15 protein-coding genes and 1 riboswitch are annotated in these 21,216 nt (G+C 43.7%); of the genes, 10 read left to right on the forward strand and 5 right to left on the reverse strand.

All coding sequences use genetic code 11. The features are described 5' to 3' along the window. Positions 1-74 precede the first annotated feature (74 nt). On the forward strand, positions 75-563 hold the full coding sequence (locus tag AR335_RS15655; protein ID WP_234293317.1) for a hypothetical protein: 489 nt from the start codon (positions 75-77) through the stop codon (positions 561-563). Between the two features lie 61 nt (positions 564-624). Here the strand turns inward: AR335_RS15655 and AR335_RS15660 are convergent, their stop codons facing one another. After that, on the reverse strand, positions 625-4,509 hold the full coding sequence (locus AR335_RS15660) for a bifunctional 2',3'-cyclic-nucleotide 2'-phosphodiesterase/3'-nucleotidase (protein WP_156419032.1): 3,885 nt from the start codon (positions 4,507-4,509) through the stop codon (positions 625-627). Between the two features lie 270 nt (positions 4,510-4,779). On the opposite strand from AR335_RS15660, the gene AR335_RS15665 reads away from it, so the two are divergent. Further along, positions 4,780-5,133 (forward strand): YkgJ family cysteine cluster protein, encoded by a 354-nt coding sequence (locus AR335_RS15665; protein WP_062237642.1) that lies wholly within the window; start codon positions 4,780-4,782, stop codon positions 5,131-5,133. 411 nt (positions 5,134-5,544) lie between these two features. Here the strand turns inward: AR335_RS15665 and AR335_RS15670 are convergent, their stop codons facing one another. After that, positions 5,545-6,510, reverse strand: coding sequence for a D-2-hydroxyacid dehydrogenase (locus AR335_RS15670; RefSeq protein WP_062237644.1), 966 nt, complete (start codon positions 6,508-6,510; stop codon positions 5,545-5,547). Between the two features lie 205 nt (positions 6,511-6,715). On the opposite strand from AR335_RS15670, the gene AR335_RS15675 reads away from it, so the two are divergent. The 3 genes from AR335_RS15675 (at position 6,716) to AR335_RS15685 (ending at position 10,132) form a co-directional block, all read left to right on the forward strand. Continuing rightward, a complete protein-coding gene (locus AR335_RS15675) occupies positions 6,716-7,699 on the forward strand; it encodes a quinone oxidoreductase family protein (protein WP_062238019.1) in 984 nt (327 codons plus the stop codon). A gap of 178 nt (positions 7,700-7,877) precedes the next feature. Next, a complete protein-coding gene (locus tag AR335_RS15680) occupies positions 7,878-9,209 on the forward strand; it encodes a TIGR00366 family protein (RefSeq protein ID WP_062237646.1) in 1,332 nt (443 codons plus the stop codon). Between the two features lie 122 nt (positions 9,210-9,331). Continuing rightward, entirely contained in the window at positions 9,332-10,132 is an 801-nt protein-coding gene (locus tag AR335_RS15685) for a putative protein N(5)-glutamine methyltransferase (RefSeq protein WP_062237648.1), read from the forward strand. A gap of 66 nt (positions 10,133-10,198) precedes the next feature. Here AR335_RS15685 and AR335_RS15690 read toward each other — a convergent pair whose 3' ends face one another. Beyond that, positions 10,199-11,074: a thermonuclease family protein gene (locus tag AR335_RS15690; RefSeq protein ID WP_082683557.1), complete on the reverse strand. Its 876-nt coding sequence runs from the start codon at positions 11,072-11,074 to the stop codon at positions 10,199-10,201. Between the two features lie 456 nt (positions 11,075-11,530). Next, positions 11,531-12,343, reverse strand: a complete 813-nt coding sequence (locus AR335_RS15700) for an alpha/beta hydrolase (protein ID WP_062237652.1) — start codon at positions 12,341-12,343, stop codon at positions 11,531-11,533. A gap of 142 nt (positions 12,344-12,485) precedes the next feature. Further along, positions 12,486-12,593: riboswitch (SAM riboswitch) on the reverse strand. 274 nt (positions 12,594-12,867) lie between these two features. Between AR335_RS15700 and AR335_RS15705 the strand changes: the two genes are divergently transcribed. From AR335_RS15705 to AR335_RS15730, 5 genes are all read left to right on the forward strand, one after another. Next, the gene (locus AR335_RS15705) at positions 12,868-13,848 is read left to right on the forward strand and encodes a bile acid:sodium symporter family protein (protein ID WP_062237654.1); all 981 of its coding nucleotides are present in this window, start codon (positions 12,868-12,870) and stop codon (positions 13,846-13,848) included. Between the two features lie 859 nt (positions 13,849-14,707). Then, positions 14,708-15,538 carry a GNAT family N-acetyltransferase gene (locus tag AR335_RS15715; protein WP_062237659.1) on the forward strand — a complete coding sequence of 277 codons (831 nt, stop codon included), beginning with the start codon at positions 14,708-14,710 and terminating at the stop codon, positions 15,536-15,538. Between the two features lie 278 nt (positions 15,539-15,816). After that, positions 15,817-16,488, forward strand: coding sequence for a response regulator transcription factor (locus tag AR335_RS15720; RefSeq protein WP_053356916.1), 672 nt, complete (start codon positions 15,817-15,819; stop codon positions 16,486-16,488). Further along, complete coding sequence (locus AR335_RS15725) at positions 16,478-17,839, forward strand: sensor histidine kinase (RefSeq protein WP_082683558.1); 1,362 nt, start codon at positions 16,478-16,480, stop codon at positions 17,837-17,839. The genes AR335_RS15720 and AR335_RS15725 overlap by 11 nt, the downstream gene beginning before the upstream one ends. A gap of 182 nt (positions 17,840-18,021) precedes the next feature. Beyond that, positions 18,022-20,034 (forward strand): LTA synthase family protein, encoded by a 2,013-nt coding sequence (locus tag AR335_RS15730; protein ID WP_062237661.1) that lies wholly within the window; start codon positions 18,022-18,024, stop codon positions 20,032-20,034. Positions 20,035-20,669: 635 nt separating this feature from the next. On the opposite strand, the gene AR335_RS15740 is transcribed toward AR335_RS15730, so the two are convergent. Further along, entirely contained in the window at positions 20,670-21,194 is a 525-nt protein-coding gene (locus AR335_RS15740; protein WP_062237663.1) for a hypothetical protein, read from the reverse strand. Between the last annotated feature and the right edge of the window lie 22 nt (positions 21,195-21,216).

Consider the following 21,216-nt stretch of genomic DNA (forward strand, 5'->3'; position numbering starts at 1 on the left):
TTCAGAACAGGCCGGTTGGACAAGCGTGCATCCATTCGGAAATTAAAAATTTTTATAGAAAGTTAGGGATATAGATGTTCGATTATCAAATGGGCGATATGAATGTGATGAGCAATACGTGCAATTCATGCAATAGTGGCAATACGGAAACTATGGGCACCATGGGTACTATGACAAATGAAGAGGTATTTGAAATTGGCGCCAATTGCCTGTTAGTACTCAAAAACCGCTTTTTTGCAGTAGTAGAAATAGAGTCGGCGGTTCCAAATGTTGAGCTTTCAGTGTATGTGATCATCCGTATAGATCAGCAAACCGCTATGCAGCTCCACGATGCTGGATTGGAATTCTGTCAGATTCAAAATAGTATTCCGGTAGCAACAGAGGGTGTAAATGTAGAGTTTCAATGCATTTTTATCAATAAAAACCAGGCGTTTGCTTTATTTGATGTAGAAGATGATTTTGACCGGGCGGTGTTTGTGAGAATTCCTTTGGATGAGGCGAAAAAAATGATCAGGAGGGGCGTACCACAGTGCACCGTTGTTGATGCACGAAACCATCATTAAAAAGGTGCCAGGCACCACTCATTACACAAGTGTGTAATGGGGGTGCCTGGCACCTAATTCTTTATTTCTTTGCTTCGTCGATAATACGGCCCTCAACTTTAGGGTCCACCGTTTTGAGTTTAGCTACATAATCTCTTAGGTTTTCCCAATCAGAGAATCCTAGGTCGGTAACTTTACCGGCTTCGTAGGCTTTTTTGAACACTTCGAAGTTGTCTCCGCCTTTTGCGGTAAAGGCATTGGTAGCCACGACATATTCTTTTGCTGGGTCAAGAGCAGTGAATTGACCTTTTGTTTCCTCAACTTCAGCAGAAACAACGCGCTGTCCAACAGGTTTGCTGCTGTCATATTTCAGTTTCATTCCTGACATATGAAGGAATGCGCCGCTCTCTTTTGGTGACTGGTCTACGCTGTGCTCAAGCGCTTGCTTGATTTCAGCTCCAGTCAGTTTCATTGTTGCCAGTGTGTTGCCGAAAGGGAGAGTTGTAAGTACTTCTCCTAGCGTGATGTCGCCTGCGTTAATTGCTTCACGGATTCCGCCGCCATTTTGGAACGCAATCATAGTTTTACCATTTAATTGTTTCGCTTTATCAAGCATGGCATCTGTGATTAGATTGCCCAGAGCAGTTTCGTTGCTTCGTACGCTCTCTCCGCCATCAGAAGAACGAGGGTTTGGAAGGGCGTTTACCGCAGTTGCTCCAGTTGACGTGTTTTTCAAATCATTAATCTTTGAAGAGTATTTCTTAAGCATTTCCGCTGCTTCAGGGTCATCCTTCTGGTCAGCGAGTTTAATTAGTCTGCCTTCTTCTTTTACTACTTTTCCGTCCTGGTCAAAATCAACATCCAACGTACCAAGGTTATCGCTGTATTGGCCCGTTTGAACGATAACGGTGGAGTCTTTATCCTTGCCGTCTTCGTCTTTGGATACAACAACTGGTGCATTAAGCTGTGTATGGCTGTGTCCGCCTACGATCACGTCAATGCCATCCACTCTTTTAGCAAGCTCAAGGTCATTATCGTACGCAGGGTTGTCGTCATAGCCGATATGAGTTACTGCGATGATCTTGTCGATACCTCGGTCTTCAAATGATTGTACTGCCTTTTGTGCCTGTTCCAAGTAGTTTTGGAATTGAACTTTTTCTGGGCTTGAGATGTCTTTCGTTTCTTCAGTGGTCAGCCCGAAGATTCCAACTTCCTCACCGTTTAATTCTTTAACAATTCCCGTGTAGATGTTTCCGTTTTGCGGCGCTGCACTGATCTTTTTCGTTTGCAGGCCATTAAACAGGCTGTCCTGCGAAAAGTCCACGTTTGCGCTGACAAAAGGAAAGTTTGCTTTTTTTACAAATTCGGATAACGCTTTGTGTCCCTCCGGGCTTGCGCCCAGATCGAATTCATGGTTCCCGAATGTCATTACATCGTATTTTGCAAGGTTCATAAAATCAAGGTCTGCTTGTCCTTTGAACTCGTTAAAGTAAAGGGTACCCGAGAAAACATCGCCTGCATCGATCAATAAAGAGTTAGGCTTTGCAGCACGCACGTCTTTGATTGCTGAGATGCGTTTTGCCACGTTATCAATGTGAGCGTGTGTATCGTTTGTGTGCATGATGGACAATTTGAAGTCCTCAGGTTTTTCACCTTTTAGGTTGTACTTGTAGATGCCGAAGCCTTTATCATCCGTTTTCCCAGTGTAAGAGATCTTGCTGTCCGGAGTAAGGTACTTTGCTCCGTTTGGAGAAGAAGTAAACGTAACGTCTGCGTCTCCTTGGATCGGTGCGATTGACCAGTTGCTGTCAGCCGTGGGAGTGATCTCCTTTTTCTCTGTGATATAGTCCATCAAGATTTGACGGTTTTCTTCTGTAGAGTCAATGACATACTCCGCACCTTTAATACCAGGGAAGTTTCCACCGCCTGATGCGCGGTAGTTGTTTGTCACAACGATGAAGTCTTGATCCGGATCGATCGACTTGCCGTTGAATTTCAGGTTCTTGATACGGCTGGAATCTGAAATTTTCACGCCTCTTACGTCATAGCGAGCTGGTTTTGTAACATCGATTTGGTACGTTACACCGTCGATCACATCGAAGTTGTAAACAGGGAAAGTATCATTAAGCAGCTTTTGCTCTCCTGCTTTGTTCGGATCAATCGTGTTGAACTTGCCTGCCGACATTTCAAGCCATTGCTTGATGTCAGACCCTTTTACTTTAATTGCTTTAATGGTGTTGTCATAAAGATACAGGTCAGCGGCGTTGCGGATCGTCAAGTCGCCTTTGTTGATCTCTGTGTATTCTTCCACACCGTTTCGTCCTGCTTTAAATGGTGCACCTACAGATAGAATTGGCAGGTCTTTGTATTGCGGTTTGTTGGCTGCGATGTATTTTTCCGCATACCATTTTTGCGCGTTCGTTACAACCTGTACGGAAGGATCGTCTTTTACAAGCGCGAAGTAGCTGTAGATATCATCCGTTGTTTTACCGATTGGCGTGTTGACGTATTTGATTGTTGCGTTGACGTCTTTTCTTACCGCGTCAACGATTTCCGGATCTTCGTCAGCTTTGTACCCTGTGTTTTTATTGAAAATGGCTTTTGTGGAGGATTGCGTATTGTTGATCTTCCATTTTCCTTTTACTTTTTGTAGATTAAGATCGATGATTCCAAGGTTGCTTCCGCCATAGCCGGCTTGAACAGCAGCTACACCGTTAATCGTTCCTTTTGCGTTATCCACGCCAGGAAGGACATTACCTTGTGCGTCTTTAAAAAGCGCATCCAGCGATTTTTCATCGGCGGCAGGGAAAACTTTGTGCGTATGAGAGAACGTAATTGCATCGACTCCGGACACTTTGCTCAAGGCATAAATCGTATCTTCGCTGTTCTTGATGTCGCCATTGAAACCAGAGTGAGCCATAACAACCACAACGTCTGCACCGGCTTTTTTCATTTGCGGTACAAATTTTTGTGCAGTTTCGACGACTCCTCGGGCCGTTACTTTGCCTTCGAGGTTGTTTTTATCCCAATCCATGATCTGCGGCGCTACAAGGCCAAGGTAACCGATTTTCACAGTGGTTGTTTTACCGGTTTGGTCTTTCACTTTTTTCGTAACGATTTTATATGGAGTGAATTCGTTTTTATCATTATTCGGGTTGCTGTCTTTGTCTTTTTTATAGATGTTGGCATTGATGTAAGGGAATTTCGCACCCCTGACCGCATTTTGCAGGAAATCCAAGCCGTAGTTGAACTCATGGTTTCCAAACGTAGCAATGTCATAGCCCATGAGATTCATAGCTTTATAGACTGGGTGGACTGCACCCTTTTTAAGTGGGTTGACTTTCGCTGCATACGTTCCGAGTGGAGTTCCTTGGATCAAGTCTCCATTGTCGACAAGAACGTTATTCTTTACTTCATCGCGTGCTTCCTGGACGAGAGTTGCCGTTTTGGACAGGCCGACGACGTCAGATGGAGCGGATTTGTAATAATCATAAGCTACTAGATTTGTATGGATATCTGTTGTTTCCATGATGCGAAGTGTCGTAGGTGATGTTGATACCGGAGTTGCGAGGTTCGAGCCAAACTTGCTGGTGCTGCCGTTGTAATTCTTAACGACAAATACCTGTACCCAGTAGGTTGGGTTTGTTGAATCGAAATAAGCAGAAAAATTGGAGCTTTTCTTGATGTCTGTTTCTACTGCTGCTTGTGAAACGGGTGTTTTGCCTTTCATAAGCTGAAAAACGACAGCTTCTTTACCCGGGTTCCCTTTTTTAGGGGTAACCGTTACAGAAGCTTTCGTGCCTTTTGAGAAATCCACATATGGTGCAGATATTTCAAATGGTACTTTTGGAGCAGGTTTTTTAGCAGGTTTAGAAGCGGCGAGCGTTGGACTGGCTAATTGGGATGATACAAGTCCGACTGCAAGTGATGATGCCAATAACTTCTTGAACGAGCGTGTAAACGACATAGATTCACAGCCTTTCAATTTTTTGCACTGCTAGATTAATATATCACGAAAGACCTAGAAATTTATAGATTTTTTTGAATTATTTTGAAGATAAAAGAAAGTGCGGGGAGTGGTGCCAGGCACCCCTTTTTGACATATGTCAAAACGCGGTGCCTGGCACCAAAAACACAAAAAACAAATCAAAAAAGGATTCGACAGATTTTTGTGGAAATTAATGGGCTGAAAGAAAGTTCGGCCTAACGGGGTACCTGGCTGAGGAGGAGGATGCGGATGGAGAACACCCTGCCATGCAAGGGATGCAGAGGACTATGCTGCGGACCGGTTGCCATAACAGAAGCAGAGCTCAAAAAAATAAAAAAGAAAGTGAAGACCATGCCGCAGAAACTGCGGAGCGAGCTGGAGAACCAGAAACGCTACTACGGAACGTGCATCTTTTATGATCTGGAGCAGGACAAGTGCGGCATCTATTCGGCAAGGCCAGAAGTATGCCAAAAGTTTGGCTTTCATAAAAGCCTTGTTTGCTTTAAGAAGCCGGAGCTGGCGGTAAAGGAGGATCCTTCGCTGAATAGAAGGGTGCCAGCGGGTGTGCTGTCGGTTGATTATACGTGGAAGGATTTTAAATGAAGAAAGGGGCTGTCCAGAAAGTCGAAAATTGACCTTCAGGCAACCCCTTTTTGGCTTGAAAAATCTTCAATGAAAAGTTAATTGAAGTGGAAGATGCGAGACTCCTCGAAAATGAACTTCACATTTTCTTCGTGCGATAAAAAGCTGCCGGAGCCTTCCTTGTCCTGCGGGACTAGCGTGACAAGTGAGACTNCTTGCACCAAAAAGTAGGCGTTCACGCCGGTAAGGCTCACCGCAAGCCCCGCGGAAAGCGAGCAGCCTGGAACGGAAATCAACAGCTTACAGACTTCTTGGACAGCCCCTTTTTTATTTATGGGGGGCTAAGTTAATGGAGCCCGCCGTTGAGGGGGCAGTTACATAATTGTCAATGTGGAAAGAGGTCCTTTTGATTAGGACCTCTTTAGTGATGGATTAATAGCCTTTCTTGTAATCAACAGCGTTAATGGAAGGTGTCTTTCCGTTTACATATTCCTTTAAGTTAGGAATCAAGATGTCCTCGATCACACGCTGGTCGTAATATTGTGTGGATCCGGCGGTATGGGGAGTAATGATGACATTTTCCATCTCCCAAAGCGGGCTGTTATCTCCGAGCGGTTCGGTCTCGAACACATCAAGCCCGGCTCCGGCAATTTCACCGTTCTTCAGCGCTTCAATCATCTCTTCTTCGACCACGATGTCACCGCGTCCTATATTAATGAAGAAAGCAGAATTCTTCATGAGCTGAAACTCTTTTTGGCCAAGAAGGTGATGGGTCTTTTCTGTAAGCGGGAGCGTCACTGCCACATAATCACATTCAGGCAGCAGATCATGCAACTTATCAGATGTATACATTTTATCGATATATTCTTCGGGTTTTCCGGAGTGGCGCATACCTAGAACTCTCATGCCAAACGCTTTTGCAATCTTTGCCGTTTCTTTTCCGATCGCACCTGTACCGAGGATGCCGATCGTCTTTCCGTGAATTTCAAGCTTAAGATTGGAATGATCCCATGTTTTGGACTGCTGGTTGCGGACATACGTATGAATTTTGCGGGTCAGCCCGAGCATGAGAGCGAAAATGGTCTCAGAAATCGGGAAGGCATGAACCCCGTTGGCACTGGTCAGAAGCACATTTTTGCTGGATAGCTTATCTAATGGAAGGCTGTTTACCCCGGCACTCCATGTTTGCACCCATTTTAAAGATGAATTTTCACTGTCAAGGGTGTAATCCTCCATCCCTTTTTTCCATCCGGCGATCACTTCGGCATCGGGAGCTTCCTTTTGCCATATTTCCTTATTTTTGCCTGTCACAATGGTCCATTCCGGTATCACTTCCTGCACTTTTTCAACATAAGCAACATCAACATTTTGAGCGATCAGCAGTTTTCGAGCAGTCATCGTATCCCATCCTATCTATGTATTTTCATTTTCATTAAGTTTACCAGAAGAAGGGAGATTTTTGTGGTGCCAAGACCTGTGAGGGTCCACTTTGATGGCCTTGATGGTGCCAGGCACCGCGTTTTGACACTTGTGTAATTGTGGTGCCTGGCACCATAATAAAAGGAAAAAGGAGGGAATGGCGAAGGGGACGATCAACGGAACGATGAAGGCAATTGCGGTGACGAAATTTGGCGGGCCGGAGAACCTGGAATATCTGGAGGATATGGATGTGCCTTCTATCAAATCCAAACAGGTGTTAATTAAGGTGAAGGCTACTTCTGTAAACTACGCAGACATTAAAGCGAGGCATGGGAATAAGGGAAAGGGAACTCTGCCATTTATTCCGGGTTTGGAAGCGGCTGGGGTGGTGGAGCTGGTGGGTGAAGACGTACAGAGCCTTCAAGTGGGGCAGCGGGTTCTTGCCTTTCCTCATAACGGTTCCTATGCAGAATACATAGCAGCAGACGAAAGTCTGACATTCGCGATACCGGACAGCATGAGCTTTGAAACAGCAGGGGCTTGCGGAATCGTTTCGTTTCTTTCATACCATTTACTCGCTAATTTGGCGCAGATAGAGGAAGAAGAGACTGTTGTCATTCATTCAGCGGCCGGCGGTGTTGGAACGACAGCAGTGCAGATGGCCCTCGCTCTTGGTGCGGGCATTGTGATCGGCACGGTAGGGAATGAAAACAAAATCCAAACGGCCAAGGATTCCGGCGCTCATCATGTCATTTGTTATGAGCAGGATAATGCTGCTCAAAGGATGAATGAGCTGACTAATGGAAGGGGTACTGACATCATACTTGATTCGGTCGGCGGAGATCTGACTGCAGCGAGTTTCAGCTGTCTGGCCAAATACGGACGCCTCGTTGTTTTCGGAAATTCCAGTGGAAGCTATGGCAATATTCCGGCGGGTGAGCTGCATTCAAGCTGCCGTTCGGTGCTCGGTTTCAGCCTTGGTACGACAAGAAAGGAGAGGCCAGATGTACTGCAAAGAATCGCTCCTAAAGTGTTTCCGTTGCTGGAGGATGGCCGAGTGGAGATCGATATTGGACAGCTGTTTTCTTTAAAAGATGCAGCCCGTGCCCACGAATGGGTGGAAAGCAGAAAAAGCACGGGAAAAGTAGTGCTGATGGTGGGAGAGTAATAAAAAGAGCAAGAATGAGGCCAAATATCATTCTTGCTTTTTCTAATATTTTTCGCCGAATAGTGATGAAATTTTACAAATAGGATAAAAGACAGACAGGATTTTCACTTCGTTAAGATGAATATTTATTCAGTGTACTTTTAAAAAAGTAAATAGATTAACAGAGAAGGAGAATAAAATGAAAGCGTTATCTAATTTCTTCACTGCCCTTGTGCAGAGGTTCTTGCCTGATCCATTTGTGTTTGCATTAATCCTGACGATCATTTTATTTTTATCCGGTGTTATTTTTACACATCACAGTCCCATCGAAATGGTAGGTTTCTGGGGATCGGGATTCTGGAACCTACTGGCCTTTGCGATGCAGATGGCTCTCGTACTGGTGACGGGGCATGCCCTAGCCAGTTCACCATTGATCAAAAAATGGATGGTTAAGCTCGCCGGAATTGCTAAAACTCCAGCTCAAGGGGTCATTTTAGTTACGGTAGGTTCTGGACTTGCTTGTTTTATCAACTGGGGGTTCGGGCTGATCGTTGGTGCCCTGTTCGCAAAGGAAGTAGCCAAACGGATTCCTGGCTCGGATTACCGTTTTCTGATCGCGTGTGCGTATATCGGTTTTCTTACATGGCACGGCGGACTGTCAGGTTCTATTCCGCTCGTGGCTGCCACTCCGGGAAATCCGATGGAAAAAACGGCTGGGCTGATTCCCCTGACGGATACCATCTTCACCAGCTATAACCTGTTCATTACGGTCGCACTCCTTATTATCCTGCCTATCATGGCCAGGCTGATGATGCCTACCGGAAAAGACGTGATCGGGATTGATCCAAAGATCCTGGCGGAAGACGAAGCCTCTGCAGCGATAGCGGTCGACCCAACTGAGGTTAAACGAACGTTTGCCGTTACGATGGAAAACAGCAGATTCCTCAGCCTGGCAATTGCGGTGCTCGGCTATTCGTACATCATCTATTACATAGCCACAAACGGTTTTAAAATCGATATCAATACAGTCAATTTGCTGTTCTTTACGACGGGACTTCTGCTGCACGGAACGCCGCTGTCTTATATGAACGCTGTCTCCAATGCGGCAAAAGGAACAGCTGGCATCTTGATTCAATTCCCGTTCTATGCGGGGATTCAAGGGATGATGGAGCTGTCCGGCCTTGGCGGGATGATCACCAACGCATTTATCTCCATTTCCAACCCATCGACGTTTCCGTTCTTTGCGTTCTTGAGCTCAGGATTCGTCAACTTCTTTGTTCCGTCCGGCGGAGGACACTGGGTCGTACAGGGGCCGTTCATCATGCCTGCTGCACAGCAGCTCGGCGTAGAACCCGGCATCGCAGCGATGGCCATCGCCTACGGTGAAGCATGGATGAACATGGCCCAGCCGTTTTGGGCTTTGCCGGCTCTCGCTATTGCCGGACTCGGCGCACGGGACATCATGGGATACTGCGTCACCACCCTGCTAGTATCGGGTGTCATCTTCGCAGTTGGTTTGTCGTTTTTTTAGAGGGGGGTGGAGTAGAGAGGGGTGCCGAGTGAGGTGCCAGGCACCTCCGTTACACATGTATGTGATCGTGGTGCCTGGCACCTCAAAAAAAGGCACCAAAAAATTCATTCAGAGGTAAAATCATGGTGAATGTTGATATTCAACAGGATTGGAATTTTTCAACTGTTGTCACGAGGCTTAGGGCAGCTGGCTGTGTTTATGCGGAGGATGAGGCTCGTTTGCTGATGGCTGAGGCGAATACGCCAGTGCAACTGGTTGCTATGATAGACCAGCGTGCTGCCGGTTTTCCCCTCGAACAAATCATCGGATGGGCGGAATTCTGCGGCTTCCGGATCGAGGTAGATCCGGAAGTTTTTGTTCCTCGCCGACGTACTGAGTTTCTTGTCTCCCAAGCGGCAAATATCATACGGCCGGGAGACATCGCCGTTGATCTCTGCTGTGGTTCAGGTGCGGTTGGCGCCGTGCTGGCTTCAACCCAGGAAAAGATTAAACTGTATGCTGCTGACATCGATCCGAAAGCGGTAACGTGCGCTAGACGTAATGTGACGGCTAGCGGTGGCCGTGTCTACGAAGGTGGCCTGTACGAGCCGTTGCCCAAAATACTTCTCGGGCGCGTCAACCTCCTAGTCGCTAACGCACCTTACGTCCCCACCGATGCGATCGGTATGCTCCCTGCAGAAGCCCGCCTTCACGAGGATCGAGTGGCACTGGACGGCGGGGAGGATGGACTTAAAATCCAGCGGAGGATAGCTACTGGTGCGGCGGCCTGGCTGGCGCCGGGTGGTCATCTGCTTGTTGAGACTAGCGAACGGCAAGCACTGCAGACTCTCGAAATTTTTAATGCTAACGGATTGTTATCACGTGTAGTCAGTTCCAGTGAACTGGACGCAACCGTCGTTATTGGCACTAGACCCGCTCTCTAAAAAAACTAAAAAAAAAGCCGGATCAGCACAAACTGCTGATTCGGCTTTTAGTTTTATCCCCACTACCTATCGCTGAGACTTCCGGTAGCCTGCTTTTTGGGCTTCAGCCTCTGAGCAGAACATGACCTCGGCTTTCGTCCGATCGTAATATTGGCCGCCAGGCATGTGATAGATTCCGGACTGGTTTCCTTTGATGTTGCAGCTTCCCTTTGGTTTCTCTGGCGTTTTCACCTGAGTATTCTGCTTGTTGGTTTGTGACCCTCCGGAAACTGTTCCGTTTGATGTGCTGGTTTTTGAATTGGTATGGAATCCGTCTTGCTGGGCATAGTTCTCAATCGACCAAATGCCAACACCTGCTTTTTGAGCTTTTTCTTGTGTGGCACGGAACTGATCGACGTATTTTGTGTTAGGCGGATACACATAAGCCACACGGGCAAGGCCTTTTTCCAAAAGTAGCTGGTTAAAGTTTTGCTTGCCGATCCATATGTACGCGAGCAGCCTGCCGTATTTATCGCGTTCGGACACATCCAGCTCGACACCGACTTTTTTGCCCGTTAACTGGGTTTTTGTGAATTTCGAGCTTTCCGGCCCGAACGGCTGAACACCGAGCCTCGGATGTTTTGTCTCGGGTGTGTCGATAAGGAGCATGCGGATTCGCTCCGTTTTTCCGTTCTTAAACTTTACATCCAGTGTATCGCCATCGACCACATACGTAACAGTAGCCGGCATGCCTTTAACGGCGGATGTCTGATCTGTGGATGGAGTGGTTTTAACATCATTTGAAGATGAATCTTCTTGTTTTGCAGCAGGTGAATCCGTTTTTTGTCCGGAATCCGTGCTTGATTGGCCTGTGCTAGGTGCCTGTGCACACCCTGTGATGAGCAAAGCCGTTAACAGGAATACAATCAGGCTAGTCAGACTTTTTCTGCGTTTTTCTCTCAAGTTGATCTCCCCTTAATTTTTAGAACGTTCAAGTTGGTTGCCTGGTAAGGGTAATGAAGTTTACGGCGACGCGTCCATAATAAAAATACAAAAGCTATTATACTACGATATTGAATGCAGAAGGGGACAATGTGAACAAGTTTTATGCGGCTTTCTTAATTGAAAGATCAAAAAAGACCAAGCACATTTGCTGTATCTTTCATAGTGGATAGAGATTCTGCAGCAGCTTAAAGACCACGAAGGTGCAGATTTTTTTAAAAAAGGAAGATGAAGAAGTGAAAAAATTAGTTACGGCAGTCATCCTGTTGTTGGCAAGTTTAGTATATGTGTTAGCGCGGCTCACACAAAAAACATTGTATCTGGACAGATTTTCGGTAAATGCGAAAAACCCGGTCAGTTTTCATTGGAACACCATCGCTATCAATACAGGTGCCAGGCACCGCTTTTACACAAGTGTCAAAAGCCGGTGCCTGGCACCTTCAAATTAGAATCATTTATGAGCCAATCGGAGGTTACAGTGATCAGTTCATTGAAATGCATGATGGATGAGAAGGTATGGTTGGCGCCTTTAATAAGCCGAATCTTGCTTTTTCCACATGATCTTTTTTGTGTATTCTCAAAAAATTCCCCGCAATAATGGGCTGGAATTTCTTTGTCGTCCGTTCCGTGAACGAGCAGCACATCACCGGAAAACTGTGATAGCTGGTCTAACGGATTGGAATTCTTGAGGGACTGCAGAAATTTTGTGGTCAGGGAATAACCTAAATGATCCACGAATCCTTTAATGAATAGATGGCTATATTCTTCTTCACCCACGATATTTACGATGTCATCAAACGGCCGTCCTACCGCAGACCAGAGGATTAACTGTTTAACCCTTTCGTCACGGGCCGCAGAGTGTACAGCGACTGCTCCTCCAAGGCTATGGCCAAGCAGGGTAATCTGGTCAGAATCAACGTTAGGAAGCTCCAAGGCAAAGCTAACGGCAGCGTATGTTTGGTCGATTAGATCTTCAAAGCTGTTTTCCCCATAATTCCCCTCACTCTCCCCGCAGCCCGAATAATCAAACCGAACTACAACAAATCCGTTCGAAGAAAGCTGCTGTGCCGTTTTAACAAACAATCGGTCCACACCAATCCGGTTGCTTGTAAATCCATGGCAAATAATAACGGCAGGGGATATCTTATTTTTGCTTAGCATGGATTTCGGATAATGCACGGTTGCGGTAAGCCTTTTTCCCTTCCAGTGTATACAGTCGTGTTTTTCCATATCACCAACTCCTCATTTAACGTTTATTATTTAAAATAACTATTCATATCTATTTAGTGGGAATTGATTCGATAAAAAACCCCTTCCTATGTTTATGGAAACATAAGAAGGGGTTGAAGAGACCGAAGAATGATCAACACAATTCTTATCTTCCAAGCAAAGAAGCTTGTTGAAATTGGCACAGTGCTCATAAAAGAGTCTGTTGCCGAGGTTTCTCAGGGTCAATTCCCTCCACCTCTCTGGATAAGAATATTTAATTTCATTTAATGTAAAATAGAATTAATAGTTTGTCAATTAAAAAATCTGTTTTGGACAGCTTTCTCAAATGTGTATGCATACATCCTATGCACCTGGGGGGAGAGGGATTCAAAAATATACAATAGCCTGCGCCTTTTTTGTAGGGTGCCAGGCACCTGAATTACACAAGTATGTAATTGCGGTGCCTGGCACCGTAAACTTAAATATTTTATAATATAAATTAATATACTATTAGAGTAATAGACTCAGACGGAAGAAGGCTAATCGTGTTAGAAAAGTTAAACCACCAGCTGGAAAAATTTATGCCATTTATTACACCCGCAAGTGTGATCCTTGGAATTTTGCTTACGAGCGAACTAAAGGGTTTGCTTTTTTTAGTTCCTTGGATTTTTGCATTCATGACGTTTTCAGGTAGTTTAGGGTCTAATTTTACCCATCTGCGCAATACACTGTCCCGGCCAGTGCCCATCCTGACAGCACTCATCATCCTCCACATCGTAATGCCGATCTGGGCGTGGGGAGTAGGGCACATTGCGTTTTCCTCGGATTCCCTTACCATAACCGGACTCGTATTGGCGATGGTCATACCGTGCGGCGTGACGAGCAGCATCTGGGTATCCATCTATCGTGGGAACAGCACCCTCGCGCTTTCCATAATATTGATTGATACGCTATTATCGCCGATTGTTGTTCCTTACAGCCTATCACTGTTTGTCGGAGAAACCGTCTCCATTGATGAATGGTCCATGGTGAAGGACCTGTTGATTATGATCGTGATCCCATCTGTCATTGGCATGCTGCTCAATCATTGGACGAAGGGAGAAATAAAGAACACACTCGGGAAAAGAATCTCTCCAGTTTCTAAAATTTGCATGAGTGCTGTGGTCGCCATCAATGCTTCGGTTGCCACCCCGTATTTGGTTCATGTGAACGGGAAACTTTTATTGATTGGTTTGTTCGTCCTGTTGATCGCGGCCAGTGGTTACTTAATATGCTGGCTGACCGGCATGCTTTTTGGATGGGAGAGAGAAACGGTTGTAGCTCTCGTCTTCAGTGGAGGCATGCGGAATATCAGCGCTGGATCTGTTCTTGCGTTAACGTACTTTTCGCCGGCGACAGCTGTTCCCGTCGTTGTTGGCATGCTATTTCAGCAGATTCTGGCGTCTATATACGGCCATCTGTTGGCTAAACACTACGGCAGACATGAACAACTTACTTCGGAAAATAACGAAAAAGTTCCTATTTAATAGTTTTTGTGCCAGGCACGCTTAATTGAGAAAAGGGGCTGTCCAGAAAGTCGAAAATTGACCTTCAGGCAGCCCCTTTTTGGCTTGAAAAATCTTCAATGAAAAGTTAATTGAAGTGAAAGATGCGAGACTCCTCGAAAATGAACTTCACATTTTCTTCGTGCGATAAAAAGCTGCCGGAGCCTTCCTTGTCCTGCGGGACTAGCGTGACAGGTGAGACTNNNCTTGCACCAAAAAGTAGGCGTTCACGCCGGTAAGGCTCACCGCACGCCCCGCGGAAAGCGAGCAGCCTGGAACGGAAATCAACAGCTTACAGACTTCTTGGACAGCCCCTTTTTCTTACTTTCCTTTTTTTACGGACAGGATGAAACGTACCAGCAATGTTTCGAGCTGCTCATCCTTTATCTTCTTTGTGTTGAAATGCTGGTGAATGCGTTTTTTTAGCACTTCACTGCTCATCACCATTCTCCTTTCCTCTTTGTTTTCCTACTTTTTTCTTTCCTTTGAAGATTATACCTGCTAGTTGTCGAAAGAAGGGGTAATATGTCTTATGCGCTATATGTAATGGGCCCGAATTTTTATGATTTTATTACCATGCTTGCTTGATAATATTTCCGGATTTTAGCAGATTGAAACGTGGAATTGGCAATAAAACGAAAATTCTGTTCGTATAAAGGGGAAATTGGATCCCTTCGCTTACTCTTTGATAAAAATCATGATAAACTTGGATTATACATTAATTGTAAATGGCGAGGGGGTTGGTTTGAAACGGCACTTATAAGTAAACGTCGTGCAGTCTTTCAGTTTTAAGAGATTATGCAGAGTGCAAAAATCTTAAAACAAGGGAGAATGGATCAATATGATTTATGAATTGCCTCTAAAACGATACGATAAGGTAAGAAAACTTATTAAAGAACAAAACGATCATCCAGTCATACAAGGAGTCATTTCAGGGATAAATCGCGGAAAAATCTTTGTTGATGATGTTGAATCTCCTTCAACTGCATTAATCTGGGCGGTTAATGAAATGTTTTATTTGGGAGGAGACCATACGAACCACACATTCAACTCCTTTCTGCAGCCATTCATAATAGAAAGAATAAAACCTGATGCCCTTGAACTCGGCGAAAATGATTTTAATCTTGAAGTATATCCTCCTCAAGGCTGGCAGGAAGTAATATCCTCGCTTTTTCCTGCAGGATTAAAAATAGGTGAACGAGTGCCCTTCAAGTTTAACCGTGAACATTTTTTATCTTCAAAATTAAACAATGCTATACCTGAAGAGTACATAGTATCGAGAATTACTCAAGATTTCCTTTTGAAGGATCCACTCCAGACGATCAATAAAGAGATTAAGAAATTCTGGGTCTCGGAGGAAAGCTTTTTAGAACACGGTCTAGGCTGGTGTGCCATGCATAAAAGCAAAGTCATCGGAACGTGCATCAGTGTGTTAGCGTGTGGGGGTGACGTGGAGATTGGCATAAATGTTTATGAAACAGAACATCGAGGCAGAGGGCTTGCAACGAGAATGGCCCGTGGTTTTATCAATGACTGCTTAAAAAGTGGCAGGAAACCCCATTGGACAACAGAAACCTTTAGGCATGATTCGATTGCAATCGCAGAAAAACTTGGTTTTGAAAGACTTCCCAATTATCAAGTATACTTTCTTCCTTTTCATGAGTTTAAGTAAAGTCAGTATTTAATGCTGGCTTTTTTTATAGACAAAAGATTAAGATATAAGCTATACTCAATATAAGAACAAATGTTCGGTTAACTACTCTCATTATTCCTCAGAATCTCTCCTTTGTAAAGTGTCTTAAAAAAAATTTCCATCTTCACTTCTTAAACCCATACATAAATTATTAGGAAATTGTGTGAAATCAGCAGGAATTTCAATCTTCTTTGCAGTAATTGTGCTATCATCAATTGTTGAAGTCAGTGATCAAGCTGAAAGGAGCCTGCTTTTACATGAACATTCTGGTAGCGGAAGACGATTTGCATCTTGGAAAGTTGATTGTCCATATGCTGAAAAAGAATCAACATCATGTAGAGTGGGTGTCAAATGGAGAAGATGCCTATGAGACCGCGATAGCATCTGATTTTGATATTGTGATCCTGGATTGGATGATGCCGGGGCAAACGGGATTGGAAGTTTGCAGGCGATTACGGTCTGGGGGCTATTCTCAAGCTATTCTGATGCTGACAGCAAAAGATTCAGTTCAGGACAGGATCCATGGACTGGATGCAGGAGCCGATGACTACCTTGTCAAACCCTTTGAAATTGACGAGCTTCTTGCAAGGCTTCGTGCTCTGTCGAGAAGGAATTTTGCTCCTATTGTTGAAGAAAAGGTCGTTCTTTATGATATTGTGTTGAATCGTACAAGTTATATAGTAAATTCAGCTAAGCGTGAGATACAGCTGACCCCAAGGGAATTTCAGCTGTTTGACCTTCTTGTGCGGAATAAAGGCCAAGTACTTCCGAGGGAAACCATCCTTGACCGGATCTGGGGTTTCGATGCAGATGTCTCGGCAAAGACTGTGGATGCCACTGTGAAATTGCTTCGGAAAAAACTTGGAAAGCTCACAAAAAAAGAAATTATTGAAAGTGTGCGCGGGGTGGGGTATCGCCTTGAAAACTAGACTTTTTACCCGCTGGAATCTATTGAAAAACTTGAACCTGATCAGCCGTACACAGTGGCGGCTGACGATGATTTATACAGGCATTCTGATGCTGTTCTTAATTCTTTTTATGGTCATCGTTTATTTCTTGCTATACGGAGTGATTGTCAGCAGCCAGGAGGATCAGCTGAAGAAGCTCGTGGACCAGGAAGTAAGTGTGATCAAAGAAAAAATGATAAAAGGCAAAAAACCTTCCATACAAAACTTTGTCATGCTTTCTGACGAACAGTTCTTCTATTACGTCGTCGATGCCAAAGGAAAGCTTTTAACGGGTGATGAACTTTACCATCATCTCCGTCCGAAGCTGTATAAGAAACTAGAGGGCTGGAATCCAAATCCAAAAGAGATCCGGTATGAAAACTTAAAAGTCTCTTATTTTGTTCCGTGGCAAGAGGATTTGAATAAACGAAACATCGACCTCATGATGGCTGGCCGCAAAATTTATAAAGGAAATCAATTCATTGGCATTTTATATGTTGGGAAAAGCATATCTAATAGGGTGGAGCTATTTGACTGGCTATTGAACATTTTTGCCATCATGCTTATCATCTTTTCCTTTGTTTCCTTTTTTATCAGCTATTTTATGTCGAAGCGAGCCATGTCACCTATTATCAGGTCCTATATGAAGCAGCGTGAATTTGCCGCCGATGCTTCACATGAGCTTCGAACCCCGCTGAGTGTCATATTATCTTCTATTAATGCGCTGGAGATGGAAAAACACGTGCAGGAAGATGAATTTTCACACTCTGTTCTATCTAATATGAAATATGAAGTAAAGCGGATGATAAAGCTTGTAGGAGATTTACTCACTCTGGCCCGTTCTGATGCAGAAAACACGGAAGTAAGAAAAGAAGTGTTTGATTTTCATCAGCTTGCTCAAAAAGCGGTTCACTCTATTGAAACGCTTGCGGATGAAAAACGTATAACATTAAAGCTGAATGCACCTGCCCAGCTTTTTGTGTATGGCAACCGTGAGCGTTTGGATCAGCTTCTTTATATTCTGCTGGAGAACGCCATCAAGTATTCTCCTGAAAATGCTGAGGTTAACCTTGAACTTTCGCTGAAAAAAGAAGAAAAAATTAAATTGCTGGTTATATTGGTTGAAGATCAGGGTATAGGGATAAAGCCTGAAGAACGCGAACGGATATTTGAGCGATTTTACCGGACGGATAAATCCCGGTCAAAACAGCTTGGAGGCCACGGTTTGGGGCTTGCGATTGCAAAATGGATTGTGGATTCCCACGGCGGCTGGATCCAGGTTGCGGGCAAGTCCGGAAAAGGAAGCGTTTTTACAATCAAAATACCGCAATAATAAACGAAAACCATGGCTAGAGCTAGTAATTTTAAGGAAAAATAAACAAAAATAAAATTAAATCTTAGCTTTTCATCATATTTTCACTTTTGCTATTTATAATAAAATAGACTAAAATTTACAGGTGCGAATAAAAGTGATTAGACAATAAAGTTATAGAGGTACTAGAAGAGGTGAAAGAATTGAAAGGTCTTTTAAAAGCTGGCCAAAATGTTGTCCAAAAGCATCTTGGTTTTTTCATTTTAGCTGTTGTTCTTTTTTGGCTAAAAACGTATACAGGCTATCTTGTTGAATTTAATCTTGGTATAGAAAATGCAATGCAGAAGTTCTTGCTGCTGATAAACCCGATCAGTTCAGCCATATTCTTTTTTGGATTGGCACTATTTGCAAAAGGTAAAAGAGCGTATATATGGACCATTGTCCTTAACTTTTTCCTTTCCTTTGTTTTATATGCAAATATCGTGTATTACCGATTCTTTAATGATTTCATTACGATGCCGACCCTGACTCAAACGAAAAACTTTGGAGATCTTGGAGGAAGCATCTGGGAACTGCTTAAACCTTATGACCCGCTGTATTTCATTGATACCATCATTCTAACTGTTCTCGTAGCTGCAAAATTCATCAAGCCCGAGCCGGTTCGCATGGCTCGTAAGAAAGTGCAGCTTGTGCTGGTTTCAGCGATTGCCTTGCTTGTCATTAACATCGGCTTGGCGGAAACAGATCGTCCGCAGCTTTTGACGCGTACATTTGACCGCAACTACTTGGTGAAATACCTCGGCACATACAACTATGTGATATATGATGCTATTCAAAGCATGCGTATTTCCGCGCAAAAGGCATCTGCAGATTCAAGCGATATGGGTGACGTCCTTAACTATAAAGACGCTAACTATGCAAAGCCTAACCCTGCTTACTTTGGCAAGGCAAAAGGCATGAATGTGATTTACATTCATTTAGAATCTTTCCAGAACTTTATGATCAATTACAAACTGAAGGGTGAAGAAGTTACACCTTATTTAAACTCATTCACAAAAGATAAGAATACGTTATACTTTGATAACTTTTTCCACCAAACAGGACAGGGCAAAACATCCGATGCAGAATTCATGCTGGAAAATTCCATTTATGGACTTCCGCAAGGCTCAGTATTTACCACCAACGGAAATAACACATTCCAAGCCGCACCTGCTATTTTAGGACAAAAAGGTTACACTTCCGCAGTATTCCACGGAAACTACAAAACGTTCTGGAACCGGGATGAGACCTACAAATCATTTGGTTATGACAAGTTCTTTGATGCGAGCCACTACCAAATGAAGGATGAAGATGTTGTAAACTACGGACTAAAAGATAAACCATTCTTTGAAGAGTCTCTTCCAATGTTGAAAACATTGAAAGAACCTTTCTATACGAAATTTATTACATTGTCCAACCACTTCCCGTATCCGATTGATGACGCGGAAGCAAGCATCGGACCAGATGATACGGGTGACGGATCAGTTGACCGTTACTTCCAGACAGCTCGTTACCTCGATGAATCGGTTAAGAGCTTCATGGACCAATTAAAAGCTTCTGGGCTGTATGACCGTTCTGTTATCGTCATGTACGGAGACCATTATGGTATTTCCGAAAACCATAACGATGCCATGGCTAAAGTATTGAACAAAGAAGCAATCACTCCTTATGACAATGCCCAGCTGCAGCGTGTTCCGTTCATGGTTCACGTACCTGGCATGAAAGGCGGAGTGAAGCATGAATATGGTGGACAGATTGACGTTCTGCCTACGCTTCTTCACTTGCTTGGCATTGATACAAAAGAGTATGTCCAATTTGGAACAGATTTGCTGTCCAAAGATCATCAACAGGTTGTTCCATTCCGTAACGGAAGCTTTGTCAGTCCAAAGGTTACCGCTATCAATGGAAAATACTTTGATGCCAAAACTGGGGAACCGGTTAAAAAGAATAAAGAAATTCAGAAAGAACAGGAATTTGCTGAAAATTCTCTTCAACTTTCTGACAAAGTTGTTTATGGAGATCTGCTTCGCTTCTATACTCCACGTGATTTTAAACCAGTGGACCGCTCGAAGTACGATTACAATAACCGTGATGAAAATAAAAATAAAGCAAAAACTGAAGATCAGACTAAACAGGAAGAAGCACCTGCTGCTGATCAAAAGCAAGAACAGAACTAAACAAGTAAAGCATTGCCTGGAAACAGGCAGTGCTTTTTTTATTAAATAAAACAAGCACCCTTCACATAGTAACGGGTTCGGTTAATGGGGAGAAAACAGTAAATAATAGCGTAATTAGGGACACAATTCACAATATGAATTGGTGTCCCTCTTTTTGTTGTTAAATCAATACTTTTAACGGAATTAATGGGCTAATTAGCATACCAATTCACAAACAAAGCAACAACACCGCATAAATTTATGCGGTGTTGTTGATACCAGTGCTAAAACCATTGCGAATTGGATATTCTAATTGTATGACCAATTTCAGACAGGAGATAGATAAGGATGAAGTTCATTAAACCCAAAAATCACAATGCAGAAAAGGTAGATTGGCTCATATCAGAACGAGCAAGAAATATCGTCAAAAGCTATTGCAGAATACACAGAGCATAGCGAGAGTGAAGTCGTCAATTTATTTCTTCTCAACCTTTTAGAAGACGAAGATTTTATCGCTTGGATTGAAAATAAGAGGAATAACAGAAGGATGGTTAAGCAACTTGGAATTGAAGATTTAGTAGGTGACGAAAAGATTGGCTAAATTAAAGCGATTGGCTACCAAAGAAGATAATTTAGTCGAGGTTCTATCCCCTCTTTCAACGAGTGAAATTGAGGATAGAACGAAAATTAACCAAATCAACCCTTGCTTGAATAAATTCTTCACGAACCTGTTTTCGAGTTTTTGCCCTATCTGTTTGGCACAAAAAATGATGGGCATCACTGAGACAAATTTCCTTCGAGAATACTCGATTGATAGATGTCATAAGGGAATTGTCCTCATCGGTCACAAAACGCCACTCAGGGGATTTTACGAGTTGCTTAATGAGCCATAGATGTGCAGCTGTCGTATAAGTCGAACCAACGTGTAATCCATCCGTATATTTCATTCTCCGTTCCGCATGTACCAATTCTTTATACTCCGTTTTACTTTGCGTATCGTTTGCCGAAGGCGGCATCGGGTAGTGCGAATATTTCGGGTATCTTGCATATTTTTTTGCAAACTCATTCAGATGGTCCTCTTTTTGTAGAACCGTATCTAAGGCAATATCTCCGAGTGTAATCTCCCAATCATAAGCGACATCACCACGAAACACATATCGAGTTAATACATCAGCCGACACCAAAATATCCTAAAATACCTTT

The organism is Fictibacillus sp. FJAT-27399, assembly GCF_001510655.1.
Lineage (GTDB): Bacteria > Bacillota > Bacilli > Bacillales > Fictibacillaceae > Fictibacillus_C > Fictibacillus_C marinisediminis.

Bases quoted from the DNA above. Each gene is read 5' to 3' on its own strand.
- AR335_RS15655 (WP_234293317.1), top strand. From the start codon at position 75: ATGTTCGATTATCAAATGGGCGATATGAATGTGATGAGCAATACGTGC.
- AR335_RS15660 (WP_156419032.1), bottom strand. From the start codon at position 4,509: ATGTCGTTTACACGCTCGTTCAAGAAGTTATTGGCATCATCACTTGCA.
- AR335_RS15665 (WP_062237642.1), top strand. From the start codon at position 4,780: ATGGAGAACACCCTGCCATGCAAGGGATGCAGAGGACTATGCTGCGGA.
- AR335_RS15670 (WP_062237644.1), bottom strand. From the start codon at position 6,510: ATGACTGCTCGAAAACTGCTGATCGCTCAAAATGTTGATGTTGCTTAT.
- AR335_RS15675 (WP_062238019.1), top strand. From the start codon at position 6,716: ATGAAGGCAATTGCGGTGACGAAATTTGGCGGGCCGGAGAACCTGGAA.
- AR335_RS15680 (WP_062237646.1), top strand. From the start codon at position 7,878: ATGAAAGCGTTATCTAATTTCTTCACTGCCCTTGTGCAGAGGTTCTTG.
- AR335_RS15685 (WP_062237648.1), top strand. From the start codon at position 9,332: ATGGTGAATGTTGATATTCAACAGGATTGGAATTTTTCAACTGTTGTC.
- AR335_RS15700 (WP_062237652.1), bottom strand. From the start codon at position 12,343: ATGGAAAAACACGACTGTATACACTGGAAGGGAAAAAGGCTTACCGCA.
- AR335_RS15715 (WP_062237659.1), top strand. From the start codon at position 14,708: ATGATTTATGAATTGCCTCTAAAACGATACGATAAGGTAAGAAAACTT.
- AR335_RS15720 (WP_053356916.1), top strand. From the start codon at position 15,817: ATGAACATTCTGGTAGCGGAAGACGATTTGCATCTTGGAAAGTTGATT.